Source organism: Rodentibacter trehalosifermentans (genome assembly GCF_002000545.1).
Taxonomy (GTDB): Bacteria; Pseudomonadota; Gammaproteobacteria; order Enterobacterales; family Pasteurellaceae; genus Rodentibacter; species Rodentibacter trehalosifermentans.
The window spans coordinates 20,035-35,777 of sequence record NZ_MLHL01000046.1 but is presented as its reverse complement, the minus strand read 5'-3'; the positions used below and the strand labels follow the sequence as shown (position 1 = coordinate 35,777).

The 15,743-nt window shown below is 42.4% G+C and carries 12 protein-coding genes; 9 read left to right on the top strand and 3 right to left on the bottom strand.

Annotated features, from left to right (window positions below):
• Positions 1-69 precede the first annotated feature (69 nt).
• The 7 genes from groL to galU all read left to right on the top strand — a co-directional run bounded on the left by groL (position 70) and on the right by galU (position 8,298).
• On the top strand, positions 70-1,713 hold the full coding sequence (groL, locus tag BKK52_RS08540) for a chaperonin GroEL (protein WP_077419731.1): 1,644 nt from the start codon (positions 70-72) through the stop codon (positions 1,711-1,713).
• A gap of 112 nt (positions 1,714-1,825) precedes the next feature.
• Entirely contained in the window at positions 1,826-2,371 is a 546-nt protein-coding gene (locus BKK52_RS08535) for a YecA/YgfB family protein (RefSeq protein WP_077473762.1), read from the top strand.
• Between the two features lie 28 nt (positions 2,372-2,399).
• Complete coding sequence (gene pepP, locus BKK52_RS08530) at positions 2,400-3,713, top strand: Xaa-Pro aminopeptidase (RefSeq protein WP_077473763.1); 1,314 nt, start codon at positions 2,400-2,402, stop codon at positions 3,711-3,713.
• A gap of 81 nt (positions 3,714-3,794) precedes the next feature.
• Positions 3,795-4,220: a universal stress protein UspA gene (uspA, locus tag BKK52_RS08525; RefSeq protein ID WP_077419734.1), complete on the top strand. Its 426-nt coding sequence runs from the start codon at positions 3,795-3,797 to the stop codon at positions 4,218-4,220.
• A 264-nt stretch (positions 4,221-4,484) separates the two neighbouring features.
• The gene (gene alaS, locus BKK52_RS08520) at positions 4,485-7,109 is read left to right on the top strand and encodes an alanine--tRNA ligase (protein ID WP_077478503.1); all 2,625 of its coding nucleotides are present in this window, start codon (positions 4,485-4,487) and stop codon (positions 7,107-7,109) included.
• An 81-nt stretch (positions 7,110-7,190) separates the two neighbouring features.
• Positions 7,191-7,382 (top strand): carbon storage regulator CsrA, encoded by a 192-nt coding sequence (csrA, locus tag BKK52_RS08515; RefSeq protein WP_077419736.1) that lies wholly within the window; start codon positions 7,191-7,193, stop codon positions 7,380-7,382.
• Positions 7,383-7,410: 28 nt separating this feature from the next.
• On the top strand, positions 7,411-8,298 hold the full coding sequence (gene galU / locus BKK52_RS08510) for a UTP--glucose-1-phosphate uridylyltransferase GalU (protein ID WP_077473765.1): 888 nt from the start codon (positions 7,411-7,413) through the stop codon (positions 8,296-8,298).
• A gap of 133 nt (positions 8,299-8,431) precedes the next feature.
• On the opposite strand, the gene glpC is transcribed toward galU, so the two are convergent.
• From glpC to glpA, 3 genes are read right to left on the bottom strand one after another with little or no spacing between them, the layout of a single operon-like run.
• Positions 8,432-9,712, bottom strand: coding sequence for an anaerobic glycerol-3-phosphate dehydrogenase subunit GlpC (gene glpC / locus BKK52_RS08505; RefSeq protein WP_077478502.1), 1,281 nt, complete (start codon positions 9,710-9,712; stop codon positions 8,432-8,434).
• An 8-nt stretch (positions 9,713-9,720) separates the two neighbouring features.
• Positions 9,721-11,004, bottom strand: coding sequence for a glycerol-3-phosphate dehydrogenase subunit GlpB (gene glpB / locus BKK52_RS08500; RefSeq protein ID WP_077478501.1), 1,284 nt, complete (start codon positions 11,002-11,004; stop codon positions 9,721-9,723).
• Positions 10,994-12,685, bottom strand: coding sequence for an anaerobic glycerol-3-phosphate dehydrogenase subunit A (gene glpA / locus BKK52_RS08495; RefSeq protein WP_077473768.1), 1,692 nt, complete (start codon positions 12,683-12,685; stop codon positions 10,994-10,996). Before glpA ends, glpB begins: the two co-directional genes overlap by 11 nt.
• A gap of 294 nt (positions 12,686-12,979) precedes the next feature.
• On the opposite strand from glpA, the gene glpT reads away from it, so the two are divergent.
• Complete coding sequence (gene glpT / locus BKK52_RS08490; RefSeq protein WP_077478500.1) at positions 12,980-14,422, top strand: glycerol-3-phosphate transporter; 1,443 nt, start codon at positions 12,980-12,982, stop codon at positions 14,420-14,422.
• A gap of 144 nt (positions 14,423-14,566) precedes the next feature.
• Positions 14,567-15,658, top strand: a complete 1,092-nt coding sequence (gene glpQ, locus BKK52_RS08485) for a glycerophosphodiester phosphodiesterase (protein WP_077478499.1) — start codon at positions 14,567-14,569, stop codon at positions 15,656-15,658.
• The last annotated feature ends 85 nt before the right edge of the window (positions 15,659-15,743 follow it).

Sequence of the window (15,743 nt, the reverse complement as noted above, 5' to 3'; positions counted from 1 at the left end):
AAAGACGGTGAAAAATAACCACACTTTTCATCAATTAAGAGAATAATAACTGAGAAAGGAAAACATAAAATGGCAGCAAAAGATGTGAAATTTGGTAATGATGCACGCGCAAAAATGTTAAAAGGTGTGAATGTATTAGCCGATGCAGTGAAAGTAACCCTTGGGCCGAAAGGGCGTAATGTGATTTTAGATAAATCTTTCGGTGCGCCAACCATCACGAAAGACGGGGTATCGGTGGCCCGTGAAATTGAATTGGAAGATAAATTTGAAAATATGGGCGCACAAATGGTGAAAGAAGTAGCCTCTAAAGCCAATGATGCCGCAGGTGACGGTACGACAACGGCGACTGTGCTTGCTCAAGCCATTGTGAGCGAAGGATTAAAAGCCGTTGCGGCAGGTATGAACCCAATGGATTTAAAACGTGGGATTGATAAAGCCGTTAGCGCAGTGGTGGCAGAGCTGAAAACCCTGTCTAAACCTTGCGAAACCTCAAAAGAAATTGAACAGGTGGGAACGATTTCCGCCAACTCTGACAGCGTGGTAGGTCAGTTAATTGCCCAAGCGATGGAAAAAGTGGGCAAAGAAGGTGTGATTACTGTTGAAGACGGTACAGGCCTTGAAGATGAGTTAGCCGTGGTAGAAGGTATGCAGTTTGACCGTGGTTATCTTTCTCCATATTTCATCAATAAACCGGAAGCGGCAACCGTTGAATTGGATAACCCGTATATCTTATTAGTGGATAAAAAAATTGCCAATATCCGTGAATTATTACCGGTATTAGAAGCGGTGGCGAAAGCCGGCAAACCATTATTAATTATTGCAGAAGATGTAGAAGGCGAAGCCCTTGCAACCCTCGTGGTGAACACCATGCGTGGTATTGTGAAAGTGGCAGCAGTGAAAGCGCCGGGCTTTGGTGATCGCCGTAAAGCCATGTTACAAGATATTGCGATTCTCACTGCGGGTACCGTGATTTCTGAAGAAATTGGTATGGAGCTTGAAAAAGCGACATTAGAAGATCTTGGTCAGGCGAAACGTGTGGTGATCAATAAAGACAACACCACCATTATTGATGGCGTAGGAGATCAGGCACAAATTAACGGTCGTGTGGCGCAAATTCGTCAGCAAATTGAAGAATCAACGTCTGATTACGACAAAGAAAAACTTCAAGAACGTGTGGCAAAATTAGCCGGCGGTGTTGCGGTAATCAAAGTAGGTGCGGCAACCGAAGTGGAAATGAAAGAGAAAAAAGACCGTGTAGATGATGCGTTACACGCAACCCGTGCTGCGGTTGAAGAGGGTATCGTTGCCGGTGGTGGTGTAGCGTTAGTGCGTGCCGCTTCTAAAGTGGCTGCAAGCCTACAGGGTGACAATGAAGAACAAAATGTGGGTATCAAACTTGCATTGCGTGCAATGGAAGCGCCTTTACGTCAAATCGTCACCAATGCCGGTGAAGAAGCTTCTGTGGTGGCAAGTGCGGTGAAAGCGGGCGAAGGTAACTTCGGTTATAACGCCAGCACCGAACAATACGGTGATATGTTAGAAATGGGGATCTTAGATCCAACAAAAGTGACCCGTTCTGCATTACAATTTGCTGCATCGGTTGCAGGCTTAATGATTACCACCGAATGTATGGTGACCGAATTACCAAAAGAAGAAAAAGCCGATCTTGGTGCCGGCATGGGCGGTATGGGAGGCATGGGTGGAATGATGTAATTTTTCCTCCTATGACGAAATAAAAAGTGCGGTCGTTTTTCCATGGGAAAAGCGATCGCTTTTTTATTGCTAAAGGGGTACACTGAACAGCATTTCACTACAGGAAGAAACGATGACAATCCTTCAAGAACTTAACCAACAACTCAAATCTCAAGGGATTGGGATTAATGCTACAGAGCTTCACGGCTTTTTAAGCGGTCTCATTTGTGGTGGGGTCAACGATCAAAGTTGGCAACCCCTCCTTTATCAATTTACCCACGACAATCACGCCTATCCAAGTGTCCTTCTCGCACAAGTGAGCGCACTTTATCAACGTATTTCCGATGCACTCGCGGATATGGAAGGTTTTTCTTTTGAACTGGGCTTGCCGGAAAATGAGAATGTTTTTGCCCGTGCAGACAGTTTATCCGAATGGGCAAATCACTTTTTACTTGGTTTAGGTTTGGCACAACCTCATTTAGATAAAGAAAAAGGCGAAATTGCAGAGGCAGTCGATGACTTACATGATATTTGCCTACTGGGTTATGAGGAAGATGATGACGAAGAAGAAATGAGTGAGGCATTGGAAGAAATCATTGAATATGTCCGTACCATTGCCACCTTGTTTTACACACAATTTAACCAAGCGCCAAATACGAAAAAACCAATATTACATTAATTTAAAAAACGCATAAAAGGAGAGAGAAATGGATCTTGCATATATGGCGGAATTGCCTCAAAAAGAATTTGCAGAACGTCGAAAACAATTATTGACAAAAATGCGGACTAATTCGGCATTGTTACTGTTTTCCGAAATTGAAAAACGTCGCAACAATGATTGCACGTTTCCATTTCGCCAAGACAGCTATTTTTGGTATTTGACCGGTTTTAATGAACCGAATGCCGCTTTACTATTTGTAAAAACCGAACAATCGGAAAAAGCGATACTCTTTCTTCGACCGCGAGATCCTTTACTTGAAACTTGGAATGGTCGCCGTTTAGGGGTAGAGCGTGCGCCCCAAACTCTTGAGGTGAATGAGGCTTATTCTATTGATGAATTCGCTATTCATTTGCCAAAAATTACCGAAAATCTGACCGCACTTTATCATGTGCCGGCGCTTCATTTATGGGGGGACAAATTACTTTCGGAAAGTGCGGTTAATTTTACGGAAATTTTAGATTGGCGTCCTATCATCAGTGAAATGCGCTTGATTAAATCTCCCAATGAAATCCGCCTTATGCAACAAGCCGGGCAAATTAGCGCATTAGCCCATATCAAAGCCATGCAAGAAACCCGTCCTCATCGCTTTGAGTATGAAATTGAAGGTGAGATTTTGCATGAATTTAATCGTCATGGCGCTCGTTTTGCTTCTTATAATTCTATCGTTGCCGGCGGGGATAATGCTTGCATTTTACATTACACCGAAAATGACCAACCCTTGAAAGACGGGGATTTAGTGTTGGTTGATGCCGGTTGTGAATTTGCTATGTATGCCGGTGATATTACAAGAACCTTTCCGGTAAACGGCAAATTTAGCCAAGCCCAACGTGAGATTTATTCGTTGGTATTAAAAGCACAAAAACGTGCTATTGAGTTATTGGTGCCGGGCAGCTCTATTAAACAAGTGAATGATGAAGTCATTCGTATCAAGGTGCAAGGTTTGGTGGAATTAGGGATTTTACAAGGCGATGTCGATGAACTGATCGAACAAAAAGCCTATCGTCAGTTTTATATGCACGGCTTAGGGCATTGGCTCGGTTTAGATGTACATGATGTCGGAGAATATGGTGAGGAACGTAGCCGAACGCTCGCCGTTGGCATGGTGATTACCGTTGAGCCGGGGCTTTATATTTCGGAAGAGGCAGAGGTGCCAGAGCAATATAAGGGCATTGGGGTGCGTATTGAAGATAACTTATTAATGACGGAATATGGCAATAAAATCCTAACGGCAGCCGTGCCAAAAGAAATCGAAGAGATTGAAAATCTCATGGGAAAAAGTAGGGAATTTCTCAAAATGTGATCTAGTGCAAGTTTTTTTGATGATTGAAATGCTACTATGCATTCAAAAGAAAGACAAACTCAATCAGATAAGGAGTCGATTATGTATAAACATGTTTTAGTCGCCGTGGATCTTTCCGATGAAAGTGCTTTTTTAGTGAAAAAAGCTGCCGGCATTGCCAAACGCCATGATGCGAAGCTTTCAATTATCCATGTTGATGTGAATTTTTCGGATCTTTACACGGGGTTGATTGATGTCAATATGTCTTCTATGCAAGATCGAATTTCAAGTGAAACTCAAAAGGCGTTATTAGACCTCGCTGAAAATGCAGGTTATCCGATTCAGGAAAAATTGAGTGGTAGCGGTGATTTACGTCAGGTGCTTACCGATGCAATTGAGCAGTATGATGTTGATTTATTGGTAACGGGTCATCATCAAGATTTTTGGAGTAAATTAATGTCATCTACACGTCAAGTGATGAATAGCATTAAGATTGATATGTTAGTTGTTCCACTTCGTGACGAATAAGTGGCGCTTGTTTATTAGCAATCTAAGATAAATTTTAACCGCACTTCTCAAATTTCGTAGTGAAGTGCGGTTTTTATTTTTCAGTAATTAGTCAATATAATTTATTTTCAGCCTGTCTTTTGTCGGAAAAACAATAAGTAGCTTAAATAATCAACAAAGGCAGCTGAGTATAATTAAAAAGCCTTTTTATAAACTTGAAAAATATGCAAGAATAGTGCGTTTTAGTTTTTTTAACTTTAAATTATTTTTAACAATAGGTTTACGATGAAAACAACAGCGGAAATCAGACAATCTTTCCTTGATTTTTTCCATAGCAAAGGACATCAAGTGATCGCAAGCAGCTCGCTTGTCCCTGAAAATGATCCTACGCTACTTTTTACCAATGCAGGAATGAATCAATTTAAGGATGTCTTCCTTGGTTTGGATAAACGCCCGTATTCCCGTGCAACCACCGCACAACGCTGTGTGCGCGCAGGTGGAAAACATAATGACTTAGAAAATGTGGGATACACGGCCCGTCACCATACTTTTTTTGAAATGCTTGGCAATTTCAGTTTTGGTGATTATTTCAAACATGATGCCATTAAATTTGCTTGGGAGTTTTTAACCTCTCCGCAATGGCTTAGTTTGCCAAAAGAAAAATTGTGGGTGACAGTTTATGAAACGGATAACGAAGCTTACGATATTTGGAATAAAGAGGTGGGTATACCGGTAGAGCGTATCATCCGCATTGGCGATAACAAAGGTGCACCTTATGCCTCTGATAATTTCTGGGCGATGGGCGATACCGGTCCTTGTGGTCCTTGTACTGAAATTTTTTATGATCACGGTGATCATATTTGGGGCGGACCACCGGGTTCACCAGAAGAAGATGGCGACCGTTACATCGAAATCTGGAACGTGGTATTTATGCAATACAACCGTTTGGCTGACGGTACAATGGAAAAATTGCCACGTCCGTCAGTAGATACCGGAATGGGATTAGAACGGATTTCAGCCGTATTGCAACATGTCAATTCAAACTACGATATTGATATATTTAAAACATTAATTGCGAAAACCGCAGAAATTGTGGGAACCACCGATTTAGCGAATAAATCGTTGCGTGTGATCGCAGACCACATTCGTTCTTGTGCTTACTTAATTGCAGATGGTGTGATTCCGTCAAATGAAGGTCGGGGTTATGTGTTACGCCGCATTATCCGCCGAGCTGTACGTCATGGTCATTTATTAGGTGCAAAAGAAGCCTTTTTCTATAAATTGGTGCCGACTTTAATTAAAGTGATGGCTCAGGCCGGTCAAGATGTAAAAGAAAAGCAAGCGAATGTTGAAAAATTATTGCGTTTAGAAGAAGAACAGTTTGCCCGTACGTTAGAACGTGGGTTGACACTTTTGGATGAAGCACTTGCCGAAGTGAAAAACGGAGTGCTTTCCGGTGAAGTGGCATTTAAACTTTACGACACCTATGGTTTCCCATTGGATCTTACCGCTGATGTCTGCCGTGAGCGCAATATTATTATTGATGAAGCCGGTTTTGAGCGGGAAATGGAAGCACAACGCACCCGAGCACAGGCTGCAAGCCAGTTTGGTGTTGATTACAACAATGTCATTCGTGTGGAAGGTGAAACGAAATTTGAAGGCTATACCGAATCGGAATCTTTGGCAAAAGTGACCGCACTTTTCCATGACGGTAAATCAGTCGAACAAATTTCTGCAGGTCAAAGTGCAGTAGTGGTATTAGAAAATACCCCATTCTATGCAGAATCAGGCGGTCAAATTGGCGACAGCGGCTATTTATCCGCTCAAAGCTTGGTTTTCCAAGTAAAAGATACTCAAAAGTATGGTCAAGTATTTGGGCATATTGGTGAATTAGAGCAAGGCTCATTATCGGTTGGTCAAACCGTGAATGCGGTGGTAGATATTGAGCGTCGCCATCAAACCTCACTTAACCATTCCGCAACGCACTTGTTGCACGCTGCACTACGTCAATTATTAGGTACGCATGTAGTTCAAAAAGGGTCGCTTGTAGCAGACAACGCATTACGTTTTGATTTTTCTCACCCTGAAGCGATAAGTAAAGCGCAGCTGGCGGAAATAGAGCGTCTTGTGAATCAAAAAGTTCGAGCCAATTTCCCTATCCAAACAGATATTATGGATATTGAATCGGCAAAAGCAAAAGGTGCAATGGCTCTCTTTGGTGAAAAATACGCCGATCAGGTTCGTGTGCTAACCATGGGCGATTTCTCTATTGAACTCTGCGGCGGTATCCATGCAAAACGAACCGGCGATATCGGTTTATTTAAAATTACCGCTGAAACTGCCGTTGCCGCAGGTATTCGTCGTATTGAAGCTGTAACAGGGGAAAATGCGATAGATTGGATTTTAAATCAACAGCGTATTTTGAACCAAAGTGCAGAATTATTGAAATCGGATGTTAATACCCTTACGGAGAAAATCCAGCAGCTTCAAGACAAAGCGAAGAAAGGGGAAAAAGAACTGCACAGTTTAAAAGAAAAGGCTGCAATGCAAGCAGGTTCGGATTTGGCGAAAAGTGCGGTCAAAATTAATCATGTTTCTGTGGTTATCCATCAACTTGATGGAATTGAAACAAAATCGCTTCGTGTTATGGTTGATGATTTAAAAAATCAGCTTAGCTCGGGCGTCATTGTATTTGCATCGGTTTTAGATGAAAAAGTCAACCTCGTCGTTGGTGTGACAAGCGATTTAACTACTAAAGTAAAAGCTGGTGAGCTGGTGAATTTAATGGCTCAGCAGGTTGGTGGTAAAGGCGGTGGTCGCCCGGATATGGCAATGGCAGGAGGCTCCCAACCGGAAAATGTGGCACAGGCATTAAAAGTGGCACAGAACTGGTTAAACGAAAATCTGTAGTACAAGCCTTGGTTGGTGGGATTGCCAACCGTTCCTTGATTGATAGGGATATCTAATAAATGCAAACTAAGGAGATAAAAGATGTTAATCTTAACTCGTAAAGTTGGCGAAAGTGTACTTATTGGAGACGATATTTCTATCACGGTTTTGAGTGTACGTGGAAACCAAGTAAAACTCGGTGTTCAAGCGCCTAAAGAAGTATCCGTTCACCGAGAAGAAATTTACCAACGAATTAAGCAGGCTCAAGATGAATCTTCCAATGATTCAGCTTGATTATTCAAAATAATTAATGGATTTTAGTATGAAAGTAATTATTCCCGTCGCCGGTTTAGGCACGCGTATGTTACCTGCCACGAAGGCAATTCCAAAAGAGATGCTCACGTTGGTAGATAAACCACTGATTCAATACGTGGTAAATGAGTGTGTGGCTGCCGGTATTAGAGAAATCGTGCTTGTAACCCATTCATCAAAAAATGCTATCGAAAACCATTTTGATACATCTTTTGAGCTTGAAACAATGTTGGAAAAACGTGTTAAACGCCAGCTTCTTGAAGAAGTGCGTTCTATTTGCCCAAAAGATGTGACGATTATGCATGTTCGTCAGGGTAATGCGAAAGGGCTGGGGCATGCCGTGTTATGTGGTCGACCATTAGTGGGTAATGAGCCTTTTGCAGTGGTTCTCCCTGATGTTTTGCTTGCTCATTTTAGTGCAGATCAGCAAAAAGAGAACTTAGCGGCAATGATTAAACGTTTCAATGAAACCCAAGCCAGCCAAATTATGGTGGCTCCGGTCGATCAAGAAGATGTAAGTAGCTATGGTATCGCTGATTGTGGCGGCGTGGCATTACAAGCCGGGGAAAGTGCGAAGATAGAAAGTATTGTCGAGAAGCCCTCCATTGAAAATGCTCCCTCTAACCTTGCCGTTGTAGGGCGCTATGTTTTTTCAGCGGCAATTTGGGATTTATTGGAAAGAACGCCGGTTGGAGTTGGCGATGAGATCCAATTAACCGATGCAATTGATATGCTCATCGAAAAAGAAACCGTAGAAGCATTTCATATGACCGGCGAATCTTTTGATTGTGGTGATAAAATCGGTTACCTGGAAGCCTTTGTGGAATATAGTATTCGCCATGAAAAGTTAGGCAAAGATTTCAAAGCCTTTATTAAAAATCTTGCGAAAACACTATAAACATACTGAAAACATTGATTAAAACGAATCTGCACCTTAAAAATTAACTAAGGTGCAGATTTTTTTATAGTTAAATTGGGTTAATCAGTCAATCATTATGATTTGAGGAAATAAAACCTAAATCCCTTTTTCTCTAAGCTTCCATCGACTGACAAAGCAGAGTCAATGGGTGAATACAGGTTACATTAGATGACATATCAATTTGCCATTTACAGGTTTGGCATTCGGAAATCACATAATCAAATCCGCCTTCGTTGATATGCTCAAATAAGCTTTTCCCAATGGCTTGTGCGGTATCATAGTTTTCCGCTTTAAAACCATAAGTACCGGCAATGCCACAACATTGTGATGGCAACATAATGATTTCCAATCCCGGAATTTGTTTCAACACTTCCAATGTGTAAGGTGCCCAACCTGCTTTTTCGACATGGCACGCCGTGTGGTATGCCACCCGCAATTTCAGCGGCTTCAATGGTAAGCGTTTCCCCTCTTTAAAAAGCCGATATAAGAAAGGGGTCACCATATGGATATGTGGGCGAACTTTAGCATTGTCGATGCCCAAAATATGATGATATTCATCCCGTAAATTTAACGCACAACTTGAGGCTTCGCTAATCACCTCCAAGCCATTTTCGTCCACTATTTTGCCGATAAAATTGGTATTGAATTGAGCAATATTGCGTGCACGCTCAGGAAAACCATTCACCGTTAAAGGTAAACCGCAGCATTTTTCTTTTTCCAACAACATCACGCCAATCCCCATGGCATTGAATACTTTCAAAAATTCTTTGCCCAGTTGGGGATTGTTATAGTTCACATAACAGCCATGAAAATACGCCACTTTATGTTCAAACTTTTTCTGCGCTTCCAGGGCATTTTTCATATACCAGCTACGAAATGTGCCAAAGGCATATTTTGGTAAGGTGCGTTTTTTGCTGATATTGAGAGTTTTCTCAAGCACAAATTTTGTTGCGCTTAATCCGGTGATGGTATTTACAATCGGCGCAAGAGGTGTGTTGAGTTTGCCCATCACATCGGTGTTACTCAAAATGGCATCACGCAATTTGTTCATCAACGGTTTTTTCTGTTGTGCCAGATGATTATTGCGCGCCCGAACAATGAGGTCACCAATTTTAACATCAGACGGACAAGCCACTTCACAACGCTTACAGTTGGTGCAGTATTTAAGGGCTTCGTCATAAAGTTCGGCGGATTTTAAACGCAAACGCTCCCCATCAGGGCCGGACTGTTTCGGGCCGGGATAAAGCGGGTTATTACGGGAAACCGGGCAAACGGCAGTACAGGCAGTACATTTAATACAACTTTCAAAACTTTCATCAATATATTGATGGCTTGAGGCCGAATTAAGCGATTGTTTTGCGCTCTCAATTAATCGTTGAATATTGGTATCCATATCGCTCCCTATTTCGCCAAAATTTCATCGGCAACCGTCAATGCCGTCACCACTGCAACCCCGGAACCACAGCCGAGTTCTAAGGCATTAAAACCGCCGATGACATTCCCGACTGCATATAAATTCGTTAAAAATTGACCGCTCTTTTGCACTTGGCAATGGGCGTTAATCACCACCCCTGCCGATTGATAAGGTTGCGGATTTGCAAAACGGCTATCCGTCCAAGTGAAACGATCTTTCTCATCAAAACCGCTAACACCTGTGATATCGGCATAAAATACCGGTTCGAAAATTCGATCAAATTCGGACATTAAGCCTTTGCTGAAAAAACTCCCCGAAGCAAGCACAAAATTATCGGCAATAATTTCTTCATCATTATGCAAACGCGTCATAATGCAACGCACACGATCGCCGTCAAAATGTGCCTTTACCGCACTGTCGCCATTTATCATCAAACCGCCGAGAGATTCAAATTGACGGCGTAATTGAAGACACTGACGCATACCCAATAATGAGGGTGGCAAGGTTGGCAATTCAAATAAAGCAAGTTTTGTGGCTTGACGAAGCGCACGCATAAATGCCTGATTTTCTAACCCAAAGCACGCCGGTAAAAAGACCGCTTCAGCCCCTTTCGCCGCCTCCACAATTTCGTTTACTAAATCATCAAACGCTAATTTGTGTTCCAAAAGTTGTGCGATATTGACACTACGGAACTCTCGGGCATTTTGGCGAAGTTCGTCTAACTGTGGAATATTCAAGAAACCGCTGGTGACCTCGCAATGAGTGAATTGTGCATTAAGCACTAAATTTGCCGCTAATAATTGCGGTTGGAAATCGTGATAACCTTCAATCCCTAACACTGCAATGCGTTTGTGTGGGAAAGGTTCGTTCCCTTCTACCGTAGGCACACTATTCGGGGAAAGCCATGTGCCACGCAAACTCCCTAGCCCCGCAACCCGCCAGTGGTTTTTTTCACTCGAACCGACTAAATGAAGATTGAGCGATTGCGCCAAGTCTTCAAAGGCTTGCGCTTTGCTTATCACCTGTTCTGCACCTAATAGGCTATAAGGATGTGCCGGTAATGCGTTGCAAAGTGCGGTCAAATTTTCGGGTAAATTTTCCACCGCACTGCCGTCAGGCAAACGGCTTAATAAATCAAACGAACCGGAAGCAAAATCCATAGCGGCTTGTCCGTTGTTGATGATCACACAATGTTTACCCTGTTGTTGAAGGGCGATACCGCAGGTTAATCCTGCCAAACCGCCACCAATAATGGCTACATCAAAATTCATTACTGTCCGTCCCCTGTTGTGCTTGTTCTTCAAGGGGTTTCACATCATTCAACCCCAATACACTGCCATACATCCAAGCGGTAAATTCCGCCTCACGAATTGCCTCGCCCCAAGCGATAGGCTGAATTCCACGCCAACGTTCTTCCATAAAAGCATTCAGTTGCGTGGTGGATTGGCGAGGCGTGGCAACCTCAAAACGGTTCATCAACCCGGCAGCACGACAGGCGCAAAGTTCTGCTTGGCAAGTTCCCATACCCACTCGGGTGCGGCGGCGTAAATCCACCAGATTATTCACATCAAGTTCATCAACGGCATAACGCACTTCACCAGCTGTCACCGCTTCACATTCACACACCATGGAACGATCTAAACGATCTGTTTGAAGCAATCGGCTTGCCCTTGCACCGTGGCGATACACGGCGGAATAACGAATGGTGCTTGGTAATGAAATGACTTTTTGATTGGTTTCTTGGCGGCTTTCTGTCGAACCCGGCAAAGGACGCTCTGCGGTCACACAAGACGCATTTTTATTCAGTTTTCTGCACACCAAATCCGTAGCCCACTCCGCCATTAAGCGATAAGTCATCAATTTACCGCCGGTTATTGTGATAAATCCGTCTAAGCCATCACGCTCGGCATGATCCAATAAGACAATACCACGGCTCACATTCCGACCGGACGGATCATCATCCGTTGCCACTAATGGTCTAACCCCTGCATAAGCACGAAGCACACGGGTATGACGTAAACTTGGCGCTAATTTTTCCCCTTCACGGAAAAGAATATCCACCTCTTCAGGGGTAATTTCCATATTGTCAATTTGATCGTAAGGAATACGGCTAGAAGTGGTGCCAATCACACAAATGGTATCACCCGGCACAAGAATATCCGCATCTGCCGGTTTACGACAGCGGTTAATCACCATTTTATTGATACGGTGTCCCATTACCAACAATGCGCCTTTTGCGGGGAACATTTTTATTTTGAGATCCGCATATTCCGCAATCCCTTGTCCCCAAATCCCACTGGCATTCACCACTATCGGTGCAAAAAATTGGCGTTTCACTTTGTTTTTATGATCATAAACCTCAACACCAATGACTTTTCCCCCTTCCCGAATGAGATTTTTCACTTCACAGTAGGTGAAAACTTTCGCACCGTTTTCTGCCGCATCCATCATATTGGAGGCAGTTAAACGGAAAGGATCAATGGAACCGTCAGGCACTACCACAGCGCCCACTAAATTTGGATTAACGGAAGGTTCCATTATTTTGGCAAGTTGAGGATCAATCGCCACGGCTTCAATACCGGATTTTGTACAGCTTTCAATGAAGGTTTTTTGATAGTCGAGGGAATCTTCAGGTAGGGTAATAAATAGACCTTCTGTTTCGTCCACACAGTGACGAGCGATTTTGCGCAAAATACGGTTTTCTTTAATACATTCTTCCGCCGATTCCTGATCATTTACCGCATAACGCGCGCCACTATGCAAAAGCCCGTGATTACGCCCCGTTGCACCGGTGGCAATATCACGGCGTTCTAATAAAATGCAGGAAATCCCCCGCAATGCACAGTCACGGGCAATCCCCGCGCCGGTTGCCCCCCCACCGATGATAATCACATCTGTTGATAAAGAAGAAAAATCTCCAACATCTCGATATAAATTAGGCGATAATCCCATGTTTACCCCCACAGCCCACAAAAATAATAAAAAAACAAAACCTCTAAAAAAACCTTTGGCAAATTGTAGAGAATAACGCCTAAATTAACAACATTTTGAGCGAAAAAGAAAATAAATCTGTGAAATAGATCACAATATTTTCGCATTCACTCATATCAATATAACTTTTTTGTGAACAGGCTCACATTTTTCAATTCTCAAACTTTCTTATTTTTTATTTTTCATTATTATGCGCGCTATCCTTTCCTTTTAGTCGGGAAGGAAAACCATAACGATAAATGTTGGAGAAAAATTATGTTTGGACCATTTAAACCCGCACCGCACATTGCGGAACTTCCAGCGGAAAAAATTGATTCTACCTATAAGCGTTTACGTTGGCAGGTCTTCGCAGGGATCTTCTTTGGCTACGCCGCTTATTATTTTGTGCGTGCAAACTTTGACTTGGCTCAAAAAGGGTTAATTGAAGCCGGTATGTATAACAAGGCTGAGTTGGGTCTTGTTGGTACAGCTGCCGGTTTAGCTTACGGTTTGTCAAAATTCTTTATGGCAATGCTTTCGGATCGTTCTAACCCGAAAGTCTTTTTACCGTTCGGTTTATTGCTGTCCGGTTTATGTATGACCATGATGGGGTTATTCCCGTGGGCAACATCCGGCATCGTTGTTATGTGGATTATGATCTTCTTAAACGGTTGGTTCCAAGGTATGGGTTGGCCTCCATGCGGACGGACAATGGTTCACTGGTGGTCTAAATCCGAACGTGGAACCATTGTTTCTATTTGGAATACTGCACATAACCTTGGTGGTATGGTACCGGGTGCTATGGTGCTTCTTGCCGGCGCGCTTTATTTCAGCACACACGGTGTAGAAGCCACAGCGAAAGATGTATGGCAACAAGCCCTTTACTATCCGGGTATTGCAGCGATGATCATCGCTATTCCAATTTATCTTGTGATGAAAGATACCCCACAATCTTGTGGCTTGCCGTCTGTTGAAAAATGGCGTAATGACTACCCTGATGACTATAACGAAAAAACCTACGAGCATGAGCTTTCCACGAAAGAAATCTTTATGACTTATGTGGTGAAAAACAAATTGTTATGGTACATCGCCATTGCTAACGTCTTTGTTTATTTAATTCGCTACGGTGTGTTGAAATGGTCACCGGTTTACTTAGGTGAAGTAAAACACTTCAACATTAAGGGAACAGCTTGGGCCTACACCATTTATGAATTGGCTGCAATTCCAGGCACATTATTATGCGGTTGGGTTTCTGACCATGTATTCAAAGGTAAACGTGGATTAACCGGTTTCATCTTTATGATTTTAACCACGATCGCCGTTGTCGCTTTATGGAAAAACCCGGCAACACCGGAAGCCGAGATCGCAAGCTACGGTGCTTGGTATGAAAACCCATATCAATTAACCGACTTTATTTTAATGACGACTATCGGTTTCTTAATTTATGGTCCGGTGATGTTAATCGGCTTACACGCCCTTGAGCTTGCACCGAAAAAAGCCGCAGGTACGGCAGCAGGTTTCACCGGTTTATTCGGTTATTTAGGCGGTACGGTATCGGCTTCTGCTGTGGTTGGTTGGGCAGCAGAATACTACGGCTGGGATGGCGGTTTCTATGTGATGATCGCCGGTGGTATCTTAGCGGTATTACTCCTTTTCATTGTGATGGTTGAAGAAAGTAAACACAAAGCAAAATTAGGTGATACCTACGGTACGAAATAATTTACATAAATAAGGCGACAAGCAAAAGCTAAAGTCGCCTTTTTTATTTAATAAATCTTTAACATCAATGAATTATATTGATTCAATATTATTCACTCAAAAACAGTCTTAAAATTAACCGCACTTCTTCAAGGAGAAATAGTTATGAAACTTAAAACATTAGCCTTTTCTTTACTGGCTACGAGTGTATTAGTCGGCTGCAGCAGCCAATCTTCAATGACGGCAAGTAATATGAAATCAGAAAAAATCATTATCGCCCACCGTGGTGCAAGTGGTTATTTACCAGAGCATACACTGGAATCCAAAGCCCTTGCCTTTGGTCAACAGGCCGATTATTTAGAACAAGATTTAGCCATGACAAAGGATGGCCGCTTAATTGTCATTCACGATCATTTCTTAGACGGCTTAACGGATGTGGCAAAAAAATTCCCAAACCGCCACCGTAAAGACGGTCGCTACTATGTGATCGACTTTACTTTAAAAGAAATTCAAAGTTTAAATATGACAGAAAACTTTGAAACCAAAGACGGTAAACAAATTGCCGTTTATCCTCACCGCTTTCCGCTTTGGAAATCCCATTTCAAAATCCATACTTTTGAGGATGAAATTGAATTTATCCAGGGTTTAGAAAAATCCACCGGTAAAAAAGTGGGTATTTATCCGGAAATTAAAGCTCCTTGGTTTCATCACCAAAACGGCAAAGATATTGCGGCTGAAACACTCAAGGTATTGAAAAAATACGGTTATGATAAAAAAACCGATAAGGTTTATTTACAAACTTTTGATTTCAACGAGTTAAAACGTATCAAAACCGAATTACTGCCGAAAATGGGAATAGATTTGAAATTAGTTCAATTAGTGGCATATACGGATTGGCATGAAACTGAAGAAAAAAATGCTCAAGGAAAATGGGTGAATTACGATTACGATTGGATGTTTAAACCGGGAGCCATGGCTGAAGTGGTGAAATACGCAGACGGGGTGGGACCGGGCTGGTATATGTTAATCGACAAAGAAAAATCGAAAATCGGCAATATCCAATATACGCCGTTAGTGAAAGAATTGGCACAATATAACGTGGAATTGCATCCTTATACGGTGCGCAAAGACGCACTACCGGAATTTTTTACCGATGTGAATCAAATGTATGATGCATTACTCAATAAAGCAGGAGCAACAGGGGTATTTACCGATTTCCCTGATACCGGGGTTGAATTTTTAAAAGGTAAAAAATAATTTTTCTATGCTCAAAGAAAGAACCCAACCTTTTAGAGATTGGGTTCTTTTTTATGCTTGAAAAGTGCGGTTGTTTTTCAGCCTA